Here is a 24,315-nt window from a genome sequence, read left to right on the forward strand (position 1 = left end):
GATTGGACCCGTGGAGTTGGGCACGGTCCGGCTGGACTGACTCCTTATATAAGGAGTGCGTCGGGATGGTTTTTGGGGCGCGAGTGTTTGGTGCGGGTCACCGGTGGGGCCGAATTGCTGGCAAACATCCCCAAACACTGGCAAAACCAAGCCCAGGCGGCCCAAACCACCACAAACACCCAACGTTTGCCAGCACTTGACCACGTTTGCCAACGCCCGCAGCTGGCAAACATCCCCAAACGCTGGCAAAACCCGCCCCAGGCGGCCCAAACCACCCCGAACCCCCAAGGTTTGCCAGCACTTGACCACGTTTGCCAACACCAGGAATTGGCAAACATCCCAAACACTGGCAAAACCCGGGCCGAGAGCCCAACCCACCCCAAACGCCAACCGGGCCCGGAACCTCAGAACCCGCAGGTTCGTCAGTTCCGGGCCCGCACAGCCGAAGCTACCGGCTCACTGGGTTACCCCTCCTGGCCAGAGCCAGGCCGACGGCGTCGGCTGGCCAGCCAGAGGGCCAGTCCGCCTCCACCCAGCAGCAGCACGGCCCAGGCGGCAGCTCGCGCCACGTTCGCACCGGTGTCCGCCAGCTCGTCCGGATCGAAGTAGTTGGTGATGGTGACGGTCGCGGTCTGATCCGCTCCCACCTCGATCACCCCGTCCTTCGGATCCATCACGGTTCGGTCGGCCCCGCCGTTGTCCGTTTCCTCCACGGTGCAGCGGGCTCCCGCGTACAGATCGTCAAGGCGAACTCGGTAGTCGTTCTGCTTCGAGAGCGAGTAGACGCCGCCTTCGGGCAGATCCAACTGCCACTCGTCGTCGCCTTCACCGGCCAGACAGGTCACCTGGACTTCGAACGGGCCGGCTCCCTTCTGGGCAGCTCCGTCACCGGCCACCTGCTTGACGACCTCCAGATCCCCAACGTGGAACGTGTTGGTCAGCTGGACCTGAACTTCCTGCTCGGACTCGTCGATGGTGACCAGACCACCTTCAGGATCGATGGTGCTTTCGTGGGCACCGCCGGTCTGTGTCTCCACCACCGAGCATTCGGCTCCGACAATCAGGTTGTCGAACACGGCCTGGTAGTTGTTTTCAGCCGACAGGGTCACCTGGCCGTCAGCGGGCAGATCGATATCCACTCGCTCGCCGTCAGCCTGGTAGCTGCACGCCACCTGAGCTTCGAACGGTCCGGCCCCGTACTTCTCGGCCCCGGCCCCATCCCGAACCTTGCTGATCCGCAAGGATCCGGTGTCAAAGGTGTTGGTGGCGGTGACGTGAGTCAGGCCGAGCACCGGTATTTCTTCGGTCGGCCCGGAGATCACGACCTTGCCCTCTTCCCCGTCCAGGATGGCGCTGGTGGCGCCCCCGGTCGTGTGTTCAAGCACCTGGCATTCGGTGCCCGCCGGGAAGATCCCGAACACTTGGTTTTCGCCGCCGGCCAGAGAGAATGCCTCGTCCAGCACCGTCTCTCCGTTGTACTGGCATACCGCGGTGAAGTCGAACTTTCCGGAGCCGTAGGTTTCAGCTCCGGCGCCGTCCACCACCTTGGTGACCACCAGTGCTCCAGCCGGGAACTCGTTGGTGACGGTGGCGAACACGGCCGCGGTCGGATCCTCCTCCGTGCCGGTCACCTTGATCTGGGCACTGCCCGCCCCGGTGTCCGTCACGTTGGTTCCGGTCACCACGACGTGGGCGGCTCCGCCCCGATCGACCTCTTGCAGCTGGCAGACCGATCCCCAGGGGATGGTGGCCTCGGGGGCCGTCCAGGTTTCGTCCCGCGACAGCGTGAACGTGGTCCGGTCCTCCTCACCGAAGGTGACCGGGGTCCCGTTGCTGGTCTGGCAGGTGAGCTCAAAGTCGAACGGTCCGAAGTTGCCGCGATCGGCCAGGGTGTCGACCTTCTTAGTCACGCTCAGGCCCGCCCACTGGTAATCGTTGGTCAGGTCCACTACCTGCAGCTCGGGAACCGGGTTCGTGGGCAGCTGCCCGTCGTTGAACTCGGTGTCGGCTTCGGTGATGGTGACGGTCTGCGGCTGGGTCCGATCCGCCTCACCAAACTGGCCGAGGCTACCGTCTTCAGACACCGTGCAGGAGGCGCCCACGGGAATCCCGTAGATCCGCTCGCCCGCATAGCTGCCGTCTTCCTGCCGGGTGAGGGTCACCTGGCGGGTGTCGGCCACCTGATCCTCAACCTTGAACTGGAGCGGAACCCCGTCACCGGAAATACAGCTGACCGAGGCGGTGAAAGCATCCGGCGCGTACGCAGAGGCCGGACCGGTTACGGTCTTGTTGACTTCCAGCGAGCCGGCCAGGAGCTGGACCCCCACCAGGTTCGGAGCCACCTTGTCGGGGCGGCCCTGCCCGGCAGCAGGCATGTAGTTCACGCCGAACTGGTTCCAGGCTCGCTGGCCCGGATCAACCGGGATCACCCGTTCTGCTCCGGCGGGATCTTCCGTGGATGCCAGCACGTTCTTGGTCTGGTAGTAGATATCCACGATCGCGCCCGGCCGGAAGTTGTCCTGCGCCTCCTGGTTGAGGTAGCGGAACCGCAGGCCAGTGACCTGCTCCCAGTTGGTGGAGTCGTCCGCCACCTGCCACTGCTCGCCAGATTGGGTACACGGACCACCGGTCAACGAGTTGTTCCCGTCAAGCGCCGGGGTGTAGTTGGTCCAACTGTTCCGACAGACGTTGGCCTCGGCGTAGGTCACCTGCAGTTCGAGCTGACTGAGGAACTGCTCGTCAACCTGTCCGTTCACCAGCACCTGCGGGCGACCGGTCAGCACCGGACGGAACTGGGAGCCGCGCGGGTCCCCCGAAACCAGGAAGCTGTCCCCCGGGGTGGGGAGCTGATCGTAAATCCAGAACAGCGGGAAGTCGCCGGTGGTTCCGGTGTTGGCTACCCGCAGGCTCCAGGTGTCAGTCCCCTCCTGCATCGAGTTGGCCACGCAGGGGCTCCGGTAGTAGCTCTTCCCGTCCAGCCCCACGAAAGTGCCGCAAATCTGGGTCGGATCAACGGAGTTGACGGCGCCCGGCAGGGACCCCGACACCCCCTTGTAGACCTGGATCGAGCTCCCGGCGAAGACCGAGATGTAGTCCTTGGTGCTGGCGCCGTGGTTCAGCTCGGCCGGAACCGTGATGTCCGCCAGGTACTTGTCGCCATCGGCCTCGGTGAACTGGTACGGGGTGACCCGATCCAGCGTCTCCTTCGTCACCACGTCCGCGGTGTTGTAGACCAGCTGGCCAGAGAAGATTCCCGGCTGCAGCTCCAGCCAAACGCGGATCTGGACTTCCTGACCCGGGCGCAGGCGCGCAGAGTTGTCGGCCCAGGTGAAGCTGAGCGTCTTGCCGTCCTCGGACAGCGACATCTGCGGCTCGGCCATTCCCTCGGGCAGGGTGTAGCTGACACCCGGACCGCTGGATGCACTCTCACCGGTGTAGTCGAGCAGGGCGGGCAGCTTGTCCACCACTTCGGTCAGGGTAATGAAGCCGGTCCCCTGGTTCTTGACCACGATATCCCAGGGCACGGTGGCGCCACCGGAGACCTGGCGTTGCCCTTCGTTGGTGAGCTTGCCGATCGCCAGCTCGTGTGAGCCAGCTTCGAGGCGGAGGTCATCCTGGGTGCTCGGACGAGCCGACTGGGACAGTTTCCCGAAGCTTTGCGCCACCAGGTGGTTCGCTACCGGCTCGTGCGGGAAGTCGACGTCCCCACCCGAACGCGCCGTCTCACGCAGGTTCGCGGTGAACAGGACGTTCGCCTGCCAAGCGGGGTTGTTAGTGGCTGAGAAGATCGGCCCCTTGCCGTCTTCGTCCACCGGCCCGGACTTGGTGAAGGTGAACCTGAGGCCGTCGACCTGGTCACTGACCACCGATGCGGGCAGCTGGTAGTTGGGGCCGGCCACGGGCTGCGGCGTCCCCTCCACCCAGTCGGCGCCGTAAACGTGGGCGTCGATCTGAACCAGGTCAGCCCCCTTGGGCGCGACCACCGTCTGGATTTGATCCAGGTCGATCAGGTTCCAGAAGGAACTGTTGGCCTGGTAGTCCTCCAGCACCACCTTCCAGGGTGAGGCGTTCGAGGTGGAGCCCTGGTCGGCACCGATCCTCACCTGGACGGTCTCGTCGCGGGTGGGCTCATAGAGCACTTCCGGCTCGATCGTCTTGGTGGGTCGTACGTCGACCGTTTCGCCCGACAGGCGCACCTGAGCTTCAGAGTTGGCTCCGGCGTGGTCGTTGGGACCCACCCCTTCGGGACGAATCCCCTGAGCAAACACCGTGTTCTCATTGGAGACAAAGCTGTTGGGCTTGACCGAGACGGGGGAACCGTCGATCCGTTCGGTGCTCCGCAGCTGGGTGTCGACCACCACCTTCAGGTTGTTGTCAGGCGAGATCATCCCGCCCCCACCGGAAGGGCCGGGCCGCACGTTCGAGGTAAACACCACCGCGTATCCAACGACGTCAGCCAGGTCTTCGCGGCTCAGCGCATTGGCCTGCGTCATGGTGATGGAGCCCTCGTCGGGGACCAGTTCGCCATTTTGGTAGCGCAGCAGGTACACGAGCGTGGCGTCCTGGTTGATCTGCTCGGGTTTCGAGGTGGTAATCGTCAGCTTGGTCAGGTTCAGCCAGTTGAACGAGTCGTACTCGCCCAGCTTGGCCCCCGCCGGCAGGTTCAGCCACGGATTCGACCGGGCGCCCTCGGTGGTGTTTTCCACCAGGCAGTCCTCGGTTGACTGGCACCAGTTCGGGTCGATCAGGCGAACCCACTGGGCCAGGGAGGCCTTGGAGGCTTCCGGATTGCTTCCCTCACCGGCCGCATTGTTGGCGGTCACGGTGAACGAGGTGGTCGGGTAGTTTTCGGGTGCCACCGAGCCGGGCTTGGGCACCACCAGGTTGGTCGGGTTGGCCGACTTGGCCACCTTCACGTTGGCCACGGGATCGAGGATCGTGATGTCGGCCCAGGCGGTATCCAGCACGGAGTTTTCGTCGGACAGGCTGGTCGTGTTGCGAACCAGGGCCTTGACCGGCTGCTCCTCATCGTTGGTCACGTTGTAGGCGCGCTGGCCGGTGACCCACGGGTTTCCGTCCGCCTGCTGGCGGGCCCGGTCGCGAATCTCCCAGTTGAGGACGAACGCACGGTTGGTGGAGTTGTTGGCCCCACCGGTCGACAGGCCGCCGGTCACGCCGGAACCCACCCGCGGGGCGAGGGGATCGGTGCTGGCTGCCCGTGCCGCGTCGTCCGGAACGACGGTCAGCCGAACGCCGGTGGTGGTGCCCTGCTGGTCTGCGTTCAGGTTGTATCCCTTGAAGGAACGGTCAGCCCGCTGCCACGACCCCTCGGGAGCCGGCACTACTTCCCAGGCTCCGGTGTTCGAGTTGTACAGCTCCACCTGGGAGATGCGATCCCACTTGAGGTACCAGCCATTGGTGTAGGGGGTGTTGTTGACCGCCAGGCCTGAGATCCCGGTCAGGTTGAAAGCGTTGAATACCGACTGGGAAACCGGGCCGATGCTTGAACCCGGATCCGAGACCACCACCTGGTTGTGACCGCTGTCCACGTTCCAGGTGATCGTGGTGTTTCGACTCATCCCGGTCAGCGACAGGACCCAGTCCTGTCCCCACTTCTTGGCCAGGTAGGTCGATCCACCGGGCCCACCAGACTGGGAAGGATCCTCAACTGAGCCGGTGCCCTGGTCCTCGACCGGTCCGGACGGGACGTCCGGTCCCACCGGAGGATGGCCGGTCCCCTGAGCCATGGCCTGGTTCTGATAGGTGGTCTTGCCCGCGGGAATGTCTCCCCCGGTCCGCAGTTGGGCACGAGCCTCAAAGCCCACGTTTGGCTTGACGCTGAGGTTGCCGATGATTCCGACGCCGTCGGCGGCGGTTAGGTCGAAGGTGATCCCGGTGACGTCGTCCGAGGTGAGCCCCGCCGAGGCCAGGGCCGCGGTGAAGTCCGCCTCGTCCATAACCAGGAGTCGTTCCTTCGAAACGTCGCCCAGGTCGGGCAGGCTCAGCTCGGTCCAGACATCGCCAGATAGGACGGCCACCTGCAGGTTGTACCCGGCCGGAATCTGAGTCGGGCGGATCGAGTTCACGTTGAAGGCGTTCCAGAAGTCGTTGGTGACCTCCGGGTTCGCCTGATCGGTGATCTGCAGGTCCTTCACCCCGGTGCCGACCGACGGCTTGGCGGTGGTGCCCAGTTGGACGATCACGTTCTGCCCGGGCAGGACGGTGATGTTCGGAACCACCTGCTTGTCAAGCGTGATGGTCATGGCCGGCTGAACGATCTCCAGCACCGCGGTGTCCTCATCGGAGTCGGTGGTGCCGTTAGCGGAGGTGACGGTGGATTCGGCGCGGTTGGTCACGCGCACCTCCCCCTGGTCCCCCGACCGGTCCGGGTTGGTCTTCACCTCAAACTGGGCGCGAACCTCAGCGCCAGAGGCGATGCGGTTGGCCGAGCCCGAGTTGAAGTTCAGCTCAAAGCCGGTCACCAAGGCCTGGTTCTGCGCGGGGGCTTCCGGAATCTGGTCCTCGAACAGCTCGAAGATCTGGGTGGTGCCATCGGATAGGTAGTAGGTGATGGAGCCGGCCTCGGCCCCACTCGGGAAGGTGATCGGGGCGGTGAACCCGCCGAAGCGCTTCTGCCAGTTGCCCTGACCCGCGTCGAAGAAGTCGCGGTCGCTGACCGTCAGTTGGGCAACCGGGGAACCGGAGTTGGTTGCAACAATGGTTCCGGTGGTGGAGACACCCTGGCTGACCCGGTCCGGATCGAAGTTCTTCACCACGGTGGTTTCCACCACGGGCGAGGTGACGTGGAAGTTGGCGTCATCGGTCGCCACCGGGCTTTGCAGCACCTGGTCGTCCACCGTCACTTGGGTCTGGGCTTCGGCCAGGTTGCGATCCTGGTAACCATCCAGCGACAAGTCGGTCTGGTCCGACCGGTGGGTGGCGCGCTGGGCCACCTCGAGTTGCAGGTGCGCGGCTCCACCGGCGCCGTTGGCAATTTGCTCGCCGGTGAAGGTGAACTGCAGACCACCCACCTCGGAGGCGACGACGCCCTCAGGCAGCACGAAGTCGGTGCTCGGAACACCACTGACCCACTGCCAGATGCCATCAACCTGCGTGTAGGCGTCTACCTGCACCAGGTCGGCCCCGGCCGGGAAAGTGGACCCGCCAAAGCCAACGAAGTCCACCTCGTTGAAGGGGTTGTCCGAAGTCAGCTGCTCCAGGCCGGAGGCGGGCACCGGGCTCGGATCCGTGACCCGGAGCGTGTCGACCGGAACGTTCGAGGTGTTAGTGACGGTCAGGTCGACGATCGAGGGGTTTCCCTCGCCAAACGGCTGCTGACTCGGGTTCCAGGTCTTGTCGATGGCGACGGAGATGTCACGCTTAGCTTCGACGGTGATGTCGGCTTCAGCCTCGACCGGGCGTGCGTTGTCGGCCTGGCCCTTGGCCACGTTGACCAGCACCTCGTTGTTGCGCGGGTCGAGCGGCGAAAAGTCGCTCGGTACCTTCAGCGAGATGGAGATAAAGAAGGTGTTGGCGACCGGGAAGCCAACCTTGCCCCCGGGCAGCGGTTGACGGAAGGCCACGTTGAGCTGGTCACCCTGTTGGAGAACCTGCGGCTGGGCGATCTGTTCGCCCGCCGCGTTTTGCCAGGTCAGCTCGGAAGCAATCGACTGCGGCCAGGCGCTGAGTCCCTGCACCTGGAAGCCCGTCAGGTCGGGGAGGATGTCCACTACCTGAGCGTTTAGGCAGTCCACCTCAGAGCAGGAGACCTGAATCTTGTACTCGAAAGTCTGGCCCGGCTCCAGCGTGACCGCTGACTTCGAGTCCACCGTCTTCTGGACCTTGAAGTACTCCGGCAAGCTGTTGGGATCCACAGCTCGCGGAGTAGCTACCTGTCCTTCCGGAGCGGTGACCTCGGGGGCGAGGTCCTGTTCGGAGCTCGGGTTCGATTCCACCTCGGTTTGAGAGGAGGAACTTGTGCCCCCGGACTGGTCGGCGAGCGCCGGACCGGCCATGGGGATGAGGAGCGCTATGGCTCCCAGCAGTGAAAACAGTAGGTCGCGCCAACGACGACCCGGACCCGTCCGTGCGCGACGGCGTGCAGGGGATGACATGCGGTTCTCCTTAAAAACTACTAACACAACGGAGCCCGATTTTGGGCGTGCAGTAGCCAACCACGAAAATACGTGTTACTCAGCCGCCTTTAGCCTAGACCAAGCGCTAGATTTAATCCAAAGAATGGTCGTGTTAAATAATTGAAGGGCCGCTTGCAGTGCGGGGTCTGTCGACTACAACGGCCGCCTAGATAGTTGCCCATCCTCTGCCCACACCTCTCCAGTGAGGCTCGGTCCCCCGCGCTGACCGGCCATGTCGTTCAAACTCTTACCTGGAAGTGCCGATGCAAAAGACATTTTGCCGGTGTCTAAATGACATCTTCGGCATTCCACATTGAGCCCCTCATAAGCGTTGTGATAAATAGCTGCGTTATCACGAATCGATCGACCCAGACGATCGACTCACTCCCGCCCGCTGACGAAAACTGGCCCGCTGCTGCCAGCAGAGCCGGGTGCACTTCCATTGCTAAACAGCCCGATTTATTAACACGCATGGTCTTGGCGGTCATCGTCGGCCACGACGGACAGAAAGTTAGATCAGCCTTACCTGTCACCCAATGTCAAGTATTTCTGGACCAATCTGCGGGGATTTGCGGACCAAAGTGGGAAGGTTGCCCTCTCAGCTTTCGGCCGGGCCGACGACCGGGTGACCTCAGGGCCCGAACCGGCCCGATTTTCGGATCCATCGGAGGCAGAATCAGCCATGCCTTTAGTCCCTGCTGACCTCAAAACCGTTTCAGACTGTGGTACGTTCCACTCTGAGTACGGCTCAGATCGGACCCCACGGTCGCCCTCCCCCTCGGCTCCAGGTGACCGGGTGCGGACACGGCTGCATTCCCATCCAACCCGGCCAATCCAACCCAGCCCAATCCAACCCGCGCTCGGGTAGCATAACGGCGCCCGGACCGCCTGGTCCGAGCGCCGCTCCCGCAATCCCGCTGCTACTCCACCTGCAAGATCCCGTGAGCTCCCTTTTCCGCCAGCGTCATAATGTGATTCACGATGGCGTAGTGGCCCGGCTCCGGGGCCACCAACTCGACAAAGCCGCCCTGAGCAGCCTGCAGCGGCAGCACCTGCGCCCCGGTGACTCCCTTGGTCAGGCCGTCGGTAGATTGGCCGTGATGGACCGAGTAGTGCCCCTCGCTCCAGACGGTGTCGAACTGCGTGCCGACAATGTGGAAGGCCAGCGGAGAGTTCGGCCCCACGTCCAGCACCCAGAACCGGACCCGATCCCCAACTTTGGCGGTAAGTGGGTGGACGTCGTACTGGAAAGCCCGGCCGTTGAACATGGCCACGTCGGGGATCATCGTGTTCAACTTGTCGGCGGCGGTGTTCCCCGCCTCGTCCTGGTAGTACTCGGACTGGATCAGGACATAGGACTGATCGACCGGTTCCAGCCCGTCCGGCTCAATGATGACCGCCCCGAACATCCCGTTGGCAATGTGCAGCGTCATCGGCATGGTACCGCAGTGGTACATCCAGATTCCCGATCGGCCCGCGGTGAAACGGTACTCCAGGGACTCGCCCGGTTCGATCGTCCGCATCACCTCGTCCGGCGCAATCTCGCCGGCATGGAAGTCAATCGAGTGGCCCATCGTCCCGTTGTTGACCAGGGTGATGACGAACTCGTCCCCCACCCTGCCGTGCAGAATCGGACCCGGACCGGTGCCGTTAAAAGTCCAGAGTGGACGGACAATTCCGGCCCCCAGGTCCTCCTCAGACTCAACCACTTCGAAGGTGTACTCGCGCGTCTGGGGCCCGTCGGCGGGCGGCAGCGGCTCAACCCGGGCCGGGTAGGGATCATGCTTGGTCGCCTCGTCCATCAGGTCGGCCATGGTCGGCATAGCCGAGGCGGTGGCCGAGTGGTCCATCCCCTCGTGCCCCATCCCCATCTGATCCGTGGTTTCGCTTTCACTGCCGGTGGCCACCACCTCCAGGACCATGCCCATCTGTCGGTGCCCGGGCAGGGAGCACCAGCCGTCCAGATTCGAGGTGATCACGCCGACGTCGAGGCGGGCCGACGCGCCCGGTGCCAACGCCTCGGTCGCGACACCGTTGGCAAACACCAGGTCGTGCCGCTGATCGCCCGTGTTCTCAAAGTTCACCACCAGGTTGTTGCCGGCGGGAACTTCGATGGTGCCGGGCACAAAGCGCATCCCGTCCACCGTCACGGTCACTTCCGTGGTTTGGCCGGTGGCCGAACTGGCCGAGGAGGCCGGCGCTGAACCGGAGCCAGCGGCCGGCTCGGAGCCGGTGCCAGAGACCAGGGACGGCGAGATCAGGGCAGCCGCGAGGGCCAGGACGGCCACAATCACGATTCCCAAGACTGCGGAGGCCCCCTGCGCCACCGTCACTTTCTGCTTTTCAACCACGGATTCCCCCTTCATGGGTCGGTTCACGTTTAGCTTTAGCCTGGCGCACCCCGGCCGCCCCCATGGCAGCGATGTCACCCAGGAACGACACGATAATCAGACCGGCCCAAATCCCGGTCAGGAGCGTGGACTCCACCCCGCTCAAACCGGCAAATGCTGCCAGCAGCAGCCCGGCGTTTCGAACCGCCAGGCGCAGGCCACCCGCCACCTGCAGGGTGGCATTGCCGACCCGGACCGGTGTCGGCCCGCCCCCAACGACGACCGGCAGCAGGTAGCTGAGGGCGCCGATCAGGATCTGCAGCACCCCGCCGACCCCGAGGATCCCCACCACCAGCCGGGAGGACTCCCGGAATGCATCGGCACCGGGTGCCCAGGCCAGCTCGGCTGCCAGCCAAACCAAACCAACGGCGAACCAGAGGATCCCCGCGGCAAAGTTCCAGGAAGCATATTCGGCCAGCGGCTTGCGGACCGCCACCTGCAGCAGGGGCAGACCGATCCCCCAGACCAGGGCGGCCGCATAGACCAGAATCGCCAGGCCGGCCAGCGCCAGCAGCCCGAAGGTGGCAGCCACGGTGGCGACCAGCAGCGCCGCGATCAGGACCGGCAGAATCTGCACGGCCCGGGTGACGGCCCCGTCGGCCATCCGGGTCCGCAGCGCCGTCGGCCCGAGCGTGACCAGGGTGCCGGCAATAGTAAGGCCCACCCAGCCCAGGCCATTGACCAGGGCGTGAGCCACGGTCAGGCCGCCTTGAATGCGAACCAGTTCTGCGGGTGGATCCGGCGAGAGCAACACGATCGTCAGCAGGCTGGCGTAGATGGTGCCCACCACCAGGAAGGCCCCCGACGCGGTGTAGTAGCGAATGATTACGGCGAAGCGCGCCGCCAGCGCCGAGCGGCCGGCCAGCACCAGCGCCACCACGTGCCAAGCCACGATCAGGCCGATCGCGGTCGCCCCGATCACCGCGCCAACCGGGGAGGCCAGCCACATGGCGGCCACCAGCTCCACCAGCGCCAGATTGAACAGCACCTGGCGGGCGGTTTGGTGCGCGCCCGAGTGTTTGTCGCTCGGGGGGAGGCGCAGCAGTGAGCGGGAGAAATACCAGGACCACTGCAAAATAGCGTTGGTGATCACCCCGAGGGTAATCAGGTGGACCGTAGTCCACCACTGTTGGTTCAGTTGGCCCCCAAACACAAACGAGTAGGCCAGGATCAGGGCCGCCAGGATCATCCACATGGTGGTGATCCGATCGACTCGGGTTCGACGCGGCCGGTTGGACGGTTGTGAACCGGGACCGGTTGGGCCGGTGGCCCCGCCGCTGAGCGGAATGCTCATCGCGTCCGATCCTTTCGCCCGTGCCAAATGATCAGGGTCAGGGTCGAGAGGACGAAGACCAGGACGGTGAGCACGTCGACCGCCCCGCCAAACTGCCAGGCCACCTCGGCCGACGGCTGCCCCCAGGTGGCGCGCGCCCCACCGAGCACGCGAACCAGCAGCCCACCCTGGAGCAGAGCCCAGATGGCCCACATGATCGGGTGGTACGGCACCGGTCGGCGCACGACGGCCGGCACGATCACCGGGGCGTGAGCCATCACCATGGACAGGCCGAACCCGATCGTGAGCGCGTGAACCACCGTGTCGTAGCCGTAGCCGGACAGGACGGGTCCGCGCACCACCCAGATTCCGGCCGCGAGCAGGGCCCAGCCGTAACCGGCCAGCATCGAGGCGGCCATGAACTTGGTCAGCCCCGCGGTGTGGACAGTCCGGCGTGCAATGTCGTGGTAGCCCACGTCCAGCATCAGCAGGCCGAGGGCCAATCCCATCAGCGGGTAGCCCCAAGCCGGGGTGAAGAGGGTGGCGACCAGCGCCAAGAAGTAGAGGAGTGATTCCAGCAGGACCCGCATCTCGGTGGTGCCGCCGGCAAAGGCGATCCGGGCCAGCTCTAGCCGCTCCCCGACGATAGTGAGAACAATGAAGGCGGCCCACCAGGGAAGCACCAGGGGAATCTCCAGGCCTCGGGCCCACAGCGCCACTCCCACGGCCCCGGCCACAGCGCCGAGGATTTGGATCAGGAGGAAGACGGTTTGCTGGCGCCGCCAGATGACCAGGTAGATCGCCACCAGCGTCACCATCGACAGGGTCCACAGCAGCCCGGGCCCCAGGTGGGAACCGAACAGGTCGGGTTGAGCCAGTCCCAGCAGGGCAGCCAGGACCGCCAGCGCACTGGCAGCGGGTGACAGGTAGGCCCACACGGTGAAGGCTTCCCGATCAGACTGGAGGGCCACCGCCCGCTCCAGGGTGATCGCGGTACCCAGGAACCCGTACAGCATCAAGATGCCGTGCAGGCTGGCCAGGCTGTCGGACTGAACCGGGGCCGCCAGGCCCAACCGGAGCAGGGCCGCGTTCAGACCGGCCAGCAGACCCAACCCTCCGCCTGCCAGCAGCAGCAGTCGTCCCCGGGGGACGCGCGGAGTCGCTGCGGGCGGATGCACCGGAGTTGGACGCGGTTGTTCAACCTCGTTCGACGCTGAATCTTTTTTCACACTACTACCGTAGTTAAAATCCGGACCCAATGGCCAGGTAGGAAGCAGTGGGGTTTGTCTACTTCTTCACCCCGTCCGACAAACCGGGAGTCCCCGCCCCGATCAGGCCCAGTTTTCCGGGGATTCAGTCGCGGCGTCCGGTCCGCCAAACATAGGTGCACAGGACCGCGGTCGACCCGACGAGGATCACCGCCCACCACGGGAAATGGGGCACCGTGGGGTCGCCCTCCATTGCCGCCACCTGCTCGGGAGGGGTCGGGAGCACCCGGGCGGCCGTGACCAGGATCCGGTGCGTGTTGATCCCCAGCGGGGTGCAGGTGACCAGGGTCAGCAGGTCCTGCCCGGGCTCTTCGCGCAGCGCCTCGGTCTCTTCGGGTTCAACCACCTTCTTGTCGATCACCCGGTAGGCCAGCACCTCCCCCAGCACCTCCAGGGTGATGGAGTCGCCCAGCTGCACCCGATCCAAGTTGGTGAACATGGTGGCGCTGGCCAGGCCGCGGTGACCGGTGATGACCGCTCGGGTTCCCTCCCCACCCACCGGCAGGGAGGTCCCCTCTAGGTGACCGAGCCCCCGCAGCAGGGTGGAGTCGGCCGTCCCGTGGTAGACGGGCAGGTCCAGGTCGATGGCGGGAATTTGGAGGCGGGCCATCAGCCCACCCGGGCCCACCTGTAGCTGCTGGTCGTAGGGCAACACCCCCTCGGGAACCTGGCCCTTCCCCTCGGGCACGTGCGCATTCCGAGCCAGCACCGCCCCGGAAATCAGGGCGGCGTTGTACTTGTCGGCGTTCTCCAGCTGCTCGGCCCGCGATGGGTTGGCGCTAACCACATCCTGCTGGTAGTTCGCCACCACCTTCGACTGGGCGTACTGGGTGAACCAGGCCGCCACGGTCGGGTAGAGGAAGATCAGCAGCCCAAGCCAAACCAAGCCGGCGGCGATCAGCGTGATCCAGCGCGGACGCCACCGACGCCGACGGGCAGGTTGGTGCTGGTGGGCCCGCCGCGACCGGTACGGGTGGGGAGGGGACTCAACTTGGCTCATTTTGTGCTTTCCTCAGAGGACGAGGCGGAGGGGCCCGCCGGAAAAAGGGCGCAAACAGCGCTGGTGGCGGGAAGGGCTGTCTTCCCGCCACCAGTCTTCTCAGGCGGTGACTGATTCGGCCTCGGCTCAGTCACCTTTGGCTGTTAGGCCTTCGGGTTGCGCTTGCGCGACACCAGGGCGGCGCCGCCACCAAGCAGGACCAGGGCCAGGCCTCCGCCCATCATCAGCAACTGGCCGTTGGCCCCGGTGATCGGCAGGGCCGGACCGGTGTGCTTGACGTTGGAGACCGGGTGGACCGTGACGGTGGCGTTGGCGTCCGCCGTCAGGGTGACCATGGACCAGGGGTTGGCGGGCAGCACGTAGCCGGTCGGAGCCATGGTTTCCTTCACCCAGTAGACCTCGCTCATGTCCGCGTTGTTGCCGACCCAGAGGGTGACATCGAAGGTGCCGTCGGCGCCGGTGGTGTAGGTGCCCACCAGCTCGGACTCATCGGCTGCGTCCTCACCGTCGACCACGTGGTTGCGGTAGATCTGGAACTCCGCACCCTGCAGGGTCATGGACTGATCCTCCCCGGCGTACTTCAGCACTTCCAGGGTGGCCCAGTTGGTGGTTGGCCCTTCGCCCGGGACGATCTCGGTGGTCCAGTTGTTCACCACGCCGTCAACGTGGTTTTCAACGATGCCGTCCCCGTTGACCGCGGTGGTGATGGTGACCTCCACGTGGCTGGCCGGGTTCTCATTGAGCTTGGCCAAGCCCGACTCCTCCATCGTCAGCACCAGCTTGTTGGAGCTGTCAACGGTGACCGTGTAGTCGGTTCCGGCGACCAGATCCGACCCCACCTGGGTGCCATCGTTGAGGATCTTGACCACCGCGGAGCCATCCACGTAGGTCAGGCGCGAGTCCAGCGGGTCGTTGACCATGAACGAGGTGATCCCCTCATCCGGGTTGTAACCCACCAGCGGCACCGTGATCTTCCAGTCGGTCATCCCATCGGGCTGAACAATGGTGTCGGGGTCCATGACTTCCTTGTCAATCGTGTCGGTTGACAGGTCGTTCTTGGGGTAGATCACCACGTCGTAGAGCCAGGAGGCACTGTCCGCATCCGGGTAGGGCAGGGTGACCAGGGTGGGCGGGGAGATCATCGAGACCGGGTTGTTACCCGGGCTGACCTCGCGGACCAGGTACAGGCCCTGGGGCAGGGACTGCATGGCCATCCCGTCACCATCGGTGGTCAGGGTGACCGGAGTGCCGTAGGTGTACATTCCTCCGGCGCCCAGGTAGTCAGCCTTGACCGCGTCCGCGTCCAAGCCCTCTGCCCGATCCCAGCCGTCGGCAGACAGCAGATCCAGGTCGCCGGCGCGCGGACCGGTGGCGATGGAGTTGACCGGAACGACCTCGAACTGGACCCCCATCAGCGGGACCGCGTCGTCGGGTACGTCAACTGCCTTGCCGTTGGCAGCAAAGTCCCAAGCCTGATCCGGGGTGGCATACTTCCGGATCTCCAGGCTGGTCGGGTGCTGCCCGTCGATGTTAGCTACTGACGGAGTGACTGGTTCGTCATCGGCCGCAAAGGCCAGTCCGGTCATGGTGACCAGCCCGAGCCCAGCCGCGCCGAGAGCAGCTACCAACCGCCTCCCCCGGCTATTAGTAATGATGCTCATTTGCATTCCTTTCACTGTGTGTTCCTGCCCCGGCGCGGACGCGTTGGAGGCGTGGTAATTATTTGGTGCCGGCGCGTCGGCCCGAGGACCGAAGGCGGTTTGGATGGCGCGAGTAGTAGGCGGCAGCGATCATGGCCCCGAGGCCAGCTACCAGTCCCCCACCCAGCAGATAGGTGTCGGTACCGAACCCACCCGTGATGGGTAGAACCGGACCTTCGCGCAGTTCGTTGTCGAAGTTGCCAAGGTCAACGGCCAGGTTGGTCGGGCCCAGGTCAATCTGATGCACGGTGTCGTCCTTGATGAACCCGGCCGGAGCCGTAGCCTCAACCAGCTGATAGGCCCCCCACTTCAGGTTGTTCACCTGGAACCGGCCCGGTCGAGGATCCTGGTCCGGCCCGGTGCAGGGCCCGGCTTCACAGTCCTCCACCTGCACGGTAGCCGAGCTAGTCCCGGTCGGACCGGTCAGGGTCCAGCTGGAGCCGGAGAGGAACTGATCGGTCCCGGCCGCCACCTTGCCCCAGGTAACCGAGGCGGGTTGGTCGTTGTTGGTCAGGGTACAGGCGACGTGGGTGTCGTCCGGTCCGATCACCAGTTGGCCGTCAATCAGGGCGACCGGTTGACCGTCACCCACGGCACAGGCAATGCCGGACAGCTCGTACCCGGGCTGGGCCACCTCGCCGATCTGGTAGGTGCCCGGGTCGATCTCCATGGTTTCCCCGGAGGCAAACTCGAGCGGCGTCCCGGCCGGGTCCAGCGGCGTGGCAGTCAGGGTGAAGTCATCCGGTTCCAACTGGCCCCCGAAATTGTTCTCTACGCTCTTGGTCAGGGTCAGTGTCTGGCTGATCCGCTGATTGACGAAGGTGCAGTCCACCGTCTCACCGGGATGCACCGGGCTGATCTCTGACCCCTCTTCGGATTGGAACACCTGCGGGATCCCCGGGACCCCGTTGATGTCCGTCACCACGCACTGGCCGGAAACGAACCGGTAGTGCTCCTGCTGCGTTTCCGCCAGTTGAACCGTAGCGGCGTCACCGGACGAATCGAAGTACAGGTCCCAGCTGGTCTGGCCGCCCGTGTTGGTGCTTTGAACATCTGGCAGCGGGTTGTGGCGAACGTTGCCGGTCAGCGCCGAGTCGGTCAGCGTGATCGCCCAGTTGGCGCGGGAGGTGGGATCGTCGTTGCCGTCCTCATCCAGCACCTGCTTGGTGACGTTCACGTGGGCTACTAGCGGCGTGTTGACGAACCGACAGACCATCCTTTCGCCCTCGTAGGGGATGTTGATGACGCCGTTCGTTCCGGTCCCACTGGCGTAGGGCACGGTGTTGTCGTCCAGGTTGCACTTCCAACTGGTGGCGTACTGACTGGGATCAGCGCCATTGATAAAGGTCTCTGCGAACGTCAGGTCGACCCCGCGGTTGGCGGGCAGCGGTCCTACCCGCTGATCCTGCACCCCGATTGTGGTGCCGGAGGTGGTGGCGGTCCCGATCAGGTGGTCCCCCTGAGACATGGACAGGGTGAACTGGTCATCTGGATTAACCCGCCCGTTGGGCAGTTCCTTCTCAATCACCACGGTGGGCGGGGACGAGCAGGAGGCCAGGTCGGCGCTGGAAGCCAGGTGCGACGTGACCGTTTGGGCCCCGGTCATGTCCGGCATGTTGTAGGAGGTCAGGTTGCTGGAGTCCCCCAGGAACAGCTTGCCGCTGGCATCAAGGGCGGCGCCGTTGACGTTGCTCATGCCGGAGTAACTTGGCTCCGACCGAGAGGCGTTCAGCCTGGTGTTGGGTCCGGAGTTGCTCAGGTCGGCGGCGGTCACCGAGTAGACGGAGATATCGGAGCCGGCGCCGCGGACGACGTAGAGGTTTCCTTCCCGGTCAAAAGCCATGTCCCCGTTGTTCGAGGATGCCGCACCCTCGGAGGTATCAACATAGCCTCTGGCACTAACCGTGTTGGTGGCCTCGTTGTAGGCCCAAATTCGGAACTGTCCCCCGCCGTCAGTGAAGCCACCGAAGAAGTAGGTGCCGCAGGAAAGACAGACCGCGCCCCCAACCAGGTTCGTGTTGGTACTTTGGGTGACCCCGGTGGACGCCCAGGTACCGGTGTTGGTGTCATACTTCCAGACGGTGCCGCTGACGTTGTAGCCGGAACTGGTACTGCGGCTGATGGCAAACACCTGGGAGCCACCCGCGCCAATTCCCAGTCCGTTGAAGTAGCTAACGCCATCGGCCGCCGTCCCCATCGGGCTCACCTGCCCGGAGGGGTTCACCTGGTACATCTGGCCGGATCCGCTGACCGAGTAGATGTACCCGGCCCCACAGGACGGGCTGGCTGAAGTGGCCTGGTAGGTGCCGAAGTCATGCACTCCGTCGCTCCACTCGCCCCAGCTGGGGTTCGAGCCCCAGCCGTCAATCTCATTCCAATTCGCATCGCCCGCAAAAGTGAGGCCGGCAGGAGCCGAAACCGGCTGGAGCCGGTAGCGCGAACTGGTGGAAACGGTGTTGTTCGGCTGCAGCGTCTTGACCGCAAACACCCCGGGCGTGTTATCCAAGTCCGGACCGGCACAGGTACCGGAGACACAGTCCTCCACGGTGGTCTCCGTCCCGGGCCAGCTGCTGCTTCCGCGGGGTCCGTTCAGCTTGAAGGTGGCGCCTCCCAAAAGTGCATTGTCCGAATCTGTCACCTTCCAGGTCAGGTAGGGGGTGGAGGGCAGCGCCATCGGTGAGATGGAGGCCACCTCGGCACCGGATTGAGGCTGATCCAATTCCTGTGATTCCTGGTCGGCATCCTGGTCGCCGGATTCAGCCGGCTGCTCCGCGACCTCAGCCGGGTCGGGGCTGGTTGTTTCGGCGGGAGGTTCGGCAGTTGAATCATTCTCTACCGGCAGCACTTCCGCGCTTTCTGAGTCCTCCTCATTGGGAGGAACTGCCTGATCCAGATCGGTTTGGTCAGCACCCGATTGGGGGGCACTGAGAGCTAATACTTCTGCTGACGAACTGGCCGGCGTGGCCAATTCAGAACTGGGGACACTGCCGGGGTCACCGGGGTCTGCTGCATCCGCTAAAGCCATAGTCCCACTGGAAAACACCGCCGCACAGACGGTGGCAGTCACTGCCAAAAAACCGCGCCAGGACTGGGATATCCCGGTCCCGGAGTGTCGAGGTCGTCGCTGGGCCATCAACGTCTCCTCCCTAGTCGCGTGATCGCTCTACACTGATTCCTCACATCGGAAGTTTGTATTAATAAACTAGTTATGTCTGACCACTCAGCCGTTTATTGACAGACTTCATCAGTGGTGTCCCAGATGCTAGCCCCAATTCTTCGCAACCCCCAACAGATGGCGGTCTAGCGGTCGTTTGACGCGCGCTAAGTGACGTAGTTAATCGATCGTCTTAATCCGCGTCAATTCATCTGATCTGTTTTTTTAACATCGACGAGTGCTGAACGCATTCGCGACCGAGACTGATCACAATCGGCCTAGACGCTGGTCAAAAAGGCTTTAGTATACTGGCGAGACGGTACGGTTTACCCAGCTCGACTAGCGGCTCATCTGCGGATAACGACCCCGCCTGACGCGCGCAAGTACTTTTATAGTGATCTTTATCACTTAACGAAAAAGGTGTGTGAAAGCTAATCTGTTGATTAGGTGTGTGCTGATGGCCTGGTTTCGGCGTTCCTGGCTCCTTCGGCGGCGGATTTCCTCGCCGCATCCACTCCTTGTTGCTGACAAACCGGATCGTCTCCCCATTGAGACGACCGGCCCCCAGAGGTCCGGACAGCGAAGTGGGCGGATGGCCGAAGCCATCCGCCCACTGTCAGTATTGCGGTTGAGTAGTTGCTATTGGTTGCTGCGGCGACGCTGGACCAGGTACAGGCCCGAAGCAATCGCTACCAACGCCAGCCCACCGAGCGAGAGCAGCAGGGTTCCCTGCGCGCCGGTCAGCGGCAGGTTTGGCCCGTCCTGCTTCACGTTGTTGATCGTGGCCTGGTGACCCGTAGGCAACGTTCCCTCACCCACGAAGATCTGCACGGGAGTGCTGTCCAGCACATAGCCGGCCGGAGCCTTGGTCTCCACCACGCAGTAGGGGCGGCCCGGGGTGCTCACATACTCTGCCCCCGTGTACAGACCAGCAATGAAGACCTCGCCGCTCTCGTCGCTGATAAACGTGGTCGAACCGTTGACTTCCACCGGGTCGCCCAAGTCGCCTTCACAGGTTTGGTCCTCGTTTGCATTGAACACCTGGAACTCCGCACCAGCCAGTGGCGCTGAAGTGGCGCTGTCCTGCTTCAGCAGGCGTGCCTCACCCCAGTAGGTGGTGGTGTGGCCGATCTCGACGTCGTCGGTCCCGGTGTTCTCATAGGCGTTGTTCGTGATCTGCCCGTTCGCGCTAACCCCAATCACCGCGGTCTGCAGGTTCCAGATAAACTGGGTCCCCGCGGGCAGGGTGGCCAGCCAGGCCAGGCCCTCCGGCGTGAAGGTGTAGGTGGGTGCGCGGAGCTCGTTATCGGTGAAGGTCGCGTAGCTGGGGTCAACGGCCTCGACCGAGCCACCCGGAGTCTGATAGCTCAGTTCCGAGGTCCCGGGCGCATATTCCAGCTGGTCAGCCAGAGGATCGGACAGCACGTACGCGGTCAGGTTGGCGGCGCCGTCATCGTATCCGCCGAGTGGGCGCGAGGTGATGGTCCAGCTAGTAAGTGAGCCGAGCCCAACTCCCGTGTCGGTCATGACTTTGCTTCCGCTGCCCAGAATCTGGTTCTTCGGGTAGACATGCACGTCGTAGAGCCACTCGTTGGTCGCTGCCGGGCCGGTTCCCTCCGTCGACGGGTAAGGAACGGTGACAAGGAACGGCGCTACCGCAGCCTGCACCAGATCCGATTCCCCTTCAGTGACCAGGTACAGGCCCAGTGGCAGGTCCGAGAAGACGGTCACGCCGTCAGCATCGGTATTCTGTGCCGAACCCATAGGCACAGAGCAGTAGCCGGCGGGCAGATCACCGGACGCCAACTGCGGCAAGTTATCCCAATTGGCACTTTCCGATAGGTCCAGCAGGTCACAGGATTCGTTGGTCCCGACCCCCACTGCACTCACCGAGAACGGGATGCCCGCCAGCGGGTGCCGGTCCACTCCGTCCAGTTCGGTGCCGTTGGAGTGGACGTTAGAGCCAGTTTCGCCATCCCTCATCTTGATCTGTCGTTCGACGGGGGTTCCGGCATATTTGTGCACGGTGATCGACCCTGACGTGGGCGCGCCTTCTTGACCCGGCCCCGGGAGGGAGTCAGCGAGCGCCGGGCCCACTAGGCCCACCAGGCCGGCAGCACACAGTGCCAGAGAGCTGACCCCGGTGAGAGCACCTCGTCTTGTCATTGCTCTTACTTTCATTGTTCCGCGTTCCTTTCATCAGAGTGCGGTCCATTTGTGTTCCGGATGGTTTTCCGATGGTCGGACGGCTCGACTAGCCGCCGAGATCGGAGATTGAGGCTGGCGAGTATGGCCGCCATCATTACAATCCCCAAGCCCGGCACCAAAAATCCGAGGCGGCCTATCCCTCCGGTAAGCGGCAAAGCGATACCGTCGCTCTGCCTGTTACCGATGGGCCCCAGGTCGAGGTTTCCCCCGACCTGCAGATTTACTGTTCGCGCCTCGGTGAGGCGCTGATAGCCAACTGGAGCTTGTGACTCCGCCAGCTGGTAGTCACCCCAGGGCAGGCCCTTTACTTTGAAGGCCCCCGGGGTTGGGTCCTGATCGAGCTGACCCACGCAACCTTGTTGCTGGCAATCCTCGACTCCGAACGGCTCATGGCCGTCGGTAGTTAGTGTCCAGGCCGAATCAGGAAGCAGGACTCCACTCTTCTCGTCTACCTTTTTCCAAGTCAGCGTCCCGTCCACCGCGCGGTTTTGGAAAGTGCAGGCCACTTCAGAGCCAGGTTCCAGAACGACCTCTTCGTTGGTCACTGCCACCAGTTCGTCGGTCTTGAGGTCGTGGCAGGCAATCTGGTCAAGCGACACGATTCCTTCCCACTGTGGTAACCGTTCCGAGAGCAGATAGGTTCCGGGGGTGACCTCAACGTCCGTTACCTCCGGTGAGCCGGAAGCGCCCGTCAAGAGGACGGTGGAATCCCGGTCCATCCCCATCGCCGAAAGCGCCCACGCCTCGACGTCGGGGGCGTGACTCCCCATGATCACGGTCGCCTCGGGGGTGTACTCCTTGATTAGAGTCAACCTGGCCGGAGCTAACTCATTGGTAAAGACGCAGGACACCTGATCCCCTGCCGCCAGCGACACCGAATCGTCAGCGGAGCTGACCGGGCGACCCGCGTCGTCGACGCAGCTCAGATCCGCGAGCCGATAGGAGGCAGTGTTGGGGTTGGCCTGGTTGGGTGCCTCGCTCAGACGGTAGGTGCCCGCCGCCACGGGATAGGTCACCCCGGCTTCACTGCCCGGACCATACGGCAAGTCACCGGCCGACAAATCCCAGTCTTCCGGGCTGGCCAGCTGAGCGGTCGGCTTTCCAGCCAGCGCCTTCTGCAAGGTGAGCCGAGCGGGGGTGAGCGTGACCGTACACAGGCCGAACTCGCCCGAGCCAACCACAAACTCCGGGCTTGCTCCCGCCCAACTGGGGGTGAACTCCTCCCCCATGCCGTTGCGCAGAGTGCAGTCCCAGTCTTGGCGGTAATTGGCGAGTGCCCCTTCGGGACTGGCAGTCACACTCCATCTGACATAGTCGTCGGATTGTGACTGCACGAAACTTCCCGGCACGGTACTGGCCTGATTCCCGTCAGTCCCGGTGGACGCAGTCAGCGGGTTGTCCCCGTTGTGTTGCACCTGAATCCTAAAGTCACCACCGTCGAATCGCGGCCCGTCGGGACCAACTCCGGTCACGACGCGGTCGGGGATCTCCACGGTCCCCTCCATCCCGGAAATCTGCACTGCGAAGGCAACACCCTGCTGACCGTTCCCCGACATCTCCTGTGTCACCGACCAACCCAATCCGGGCTCATCCGGGGCTTCGGCCGCCAGCATCGCGGTTCCGGTCTTGTCGTAGGTCTCGATCGGCCCATCGCATCTAGCAACAAAGCCAGCTTGCTCGAACGCCACGGTCCCACCGCAAGCGTTGCCCATCGGGGTCTGGGGTTTGGTTGGATCGTTGGGCAGGACCTTGAATCCGTGTTCGCTGTCAGTGGTCCAGGAGATCCACTCGCCCCGGTCAGTGGTCTCCGCGTCGGCCACCAGAATCGAGTAGTGTGCGACCGGCTTGGATCCCTGGGTGAGCTGAATGTCTTTCAAGGTGACCCGAGTAGTGGCGGATTGACCGGAGTTCTTCACCATATATAAGGCCGGATGGTACTGCTGGTCCAGGACATAGAATCCGTGCCGTCCCAGAAAGGCACCGTTACTTCCATCGCCGCTTTCCCAGGTAGGGAACGGCATCGCCCTGACTACCCGCCCCCGGCCTTGGCCCTCCACGTCGAGCTTGGCCGTGAGGCGGAGGGTAGTTCCCGGAATGTCGATCGTCACCGGGAAGTCTGACACGTTGCCATAGAGGCCTCCGTCAAACTCCTCCAGCTGTCCTTGGCCCGCCGAAGTGTGTTCCCCATCAATGGTGCTGAAGCCGTCAAAGTCGAGCCAACACAGGCGCTTGGCTAGGGCCCCACCGGTGGCAAAGGCGCAGCCGGTGATAACGGCATTACCTGCATCCGCGCGGGCGGGAACAGAATGAAGCAGACTAGCGGTCACAAACAGCCCACAGGTCCCCAAGAACAGACTCAGCAGGATCGCGTGTCGATATCGGTTCCGGTGCGAGCCACGCAGGTTCACTTCGAGACCCCGGTCAGTTGACCCGGGGTTGGATGCGCTCTGGTAGTTGACAGGAAAGGCGGACGCGGGCATAGGGTGCTGCTCCTCGTGGAGTCCAGGCGGTCGGAGCCTGACTTTGGAGCAATCAGAATCCAAATTATCCTGCGACTCATCACTTATACATATGATCGTGAACTAGTGCTCTTAGATCAAAGCGGTCCCGCAGTCGAATAGTCAAGCATATTCACGATAGGTCTTTGATCCCTGTTGAGAGAGAATGAATTAGAAAACATCGTCTGACCTCGCACTTCTTTGGTCAAACGTGAGGCATGTCACAAATAGTTTGCCCAAGTTGAATCGGATCACAGTATTTTGACACTCCGCTAGAGGCCGGTACTTTGCCGGCCTGGACCACTATTTTGGCCGAACAGGAGACATCGGCCCAGTTAAAAAACGGCAATTTTACACACCCCACCAATAGTCAAGACTTGTTTGACATCCATCCACGTGTATGCTGTCCAACTACGGGTTCTCTCCCTTCAATTCTTGCCACGTATACACACGCTTCCATCTGGGATTTTGTCAGCCACTCAATCCTGAGCGTGATGAAGGAGCTACATAAACCCCTCGAGAGAACCGCCGGTCACGCCATGCTCGTCCAACGAGCCCGAGATCACACGTATGCAATTTAGTTGTGGTCAATGTAGTTTAAATCGGACGGCTGACGCTTGCCTGAGTGTCAATGTCGGGGCGACAGAGCCAGCCCTGCGCCATTGCCTCCGGTCACTCGCCATCCTGAA

At 63.5% G+C, this 24,315-nt stretch carries 9 protein-coding genes; all 9 read right to left on the minus strand.

Annotated features, from left to right (window positions below):
* Nucleotides 1–464: 464 nt before the first annotated feature.
* The 9 genes from SAC06_RS08455 to SAC06_RS08495 all read right to left on the minus strand — a co-directional run bounded on the left by SAC06_RS08455 (nucleotide 465) and on the right by SAC06_RS08495 (nucleotide 23,608).
* Nucleotides 465–8,114 (minus strand): DUF5979 domain-containing protein, encoded by a 7,650-nt coding sequence (locus tag SAC06_RS08455; RefSeq protein ID WP_350257859.1) that lies wholly within the window; start codon nucleotides 8,112–8,114, stop codon nucleotides 465–467.
* A gap of 941 nt (nucleotides 8,115–9,055) precedes the next feature.
* Nucleotides 9,056–10,486, minus strand: a complete 1,431-nt coding sequence (locus tag SAC06_RS08460; protein WP_350257860.1) for a multicopper oxidase domain-containing protein — start codon at nucleotides 10,484–10,486, stop codon at nucleotides 9,056–9,058.
* Nucleotides 10,479–11,819, minus strand: coding sequence for a hypothetical protein (locus SAC06_RS08465; protein ID WP_350257861.1), 1,341 nt, complete (start codon nucleotides 11,817–11,819; stop codon nucleotides 10,479–10,481). The genes SAC06_RS08460 and SAC06_RS08465 overlap by 8 nt, the downstream gene beginning before the upstream one ends.
* Nucleotides 11,816–13,027 (minus strand): hypothetical protein, encoded by a 1,212-nt coding sequence (locus tag SAC06_RS08470; protein ID WP_350257862.1) that lies wholly within the window; start codon nucleotides 13,025–13,027, stop codon nucleotides 11,816–11,818. Before SAC06_RS08470 ends, SAC06_RS08465 begins: the two co-directional genes overlap by 4 nt.
* A gap of 124 nt (nucleotides 13,028–13,151) precedes the next feature.
* Entirely contained in the window at nucleotides 13,152–14,066 is a 915-nt protein-coding gene (locus tag SAC06_RS08475) for a class C sortase (RefSeq protein WP_350257863.1), read from the minus strand.
* Between the two features lie 143 nt (nucleotides 14,067–14,209).
* Nucleotides 14,210–15,727 (minus strand): SpaH/EbpB family LPXTG-anchored major pilin, encoded by a 1,518-nt coding sequence (locus SAC06_RS08480; protein WP_350257864.1) that lies wholly within the window; start codon nucleotides 15,725–15,727, stop codon nucleotides 14,210–14,212.
* 58 nt (nucleotides 15,728–15,785) lie between these two features.
* Nucleotides 15,786–18,611 carry a SpaA isopeptide-forming pilin-related protein gene (locus SAC06_RS08485; protein WP_350257865.1) on the minus strand — a complete coding sequence of 942 codons (2,826 nt, stop codon included), beginning with the start codon at nucleotides 18,609–18,611 and terminating at the stop codon, nucleotides 15,786–15,788.
* Between the two features lie 948 nt (nucleotides 18,612–19,559).
* Nucleotides 19,560–21,086, minus strand: coding sequence for a SpaH/EbpB family LPXTG-anchored major pilin (locus tag SAC06_RS08490; RefSeq protein ID WP_350257866.1), 1,527 nt, complete (start codon nucleotides 21,084–21,086; stop codon nucleotides 19,560–19,562).
* Between the two features lie 11 nt (nucleotides 21,087–21,097).
* Entirely contained in the window at nucleotides 21,098–23,608 is a 2,511-nt protein-coding gene (locus tag SAC06_RS08495; protein ID WP_350257867.1) for a CshA/CshB family fibrillar adhesin-related protein, read from the minus strand.
* Nucleotides 23,609–24,315: the final 707 nt, after the last annotated feature.

The organism is Scrofimicrobium sp. R131 (genome assembly GCF_040256745.1).
Taxonomy (GTDB): Bacteria; Actinomycetota; Actinomycetes; order Actinomycetales; family Actinomycetaceae; genus Scrofimicrobium; species Scrofimicrobium appendicitidis.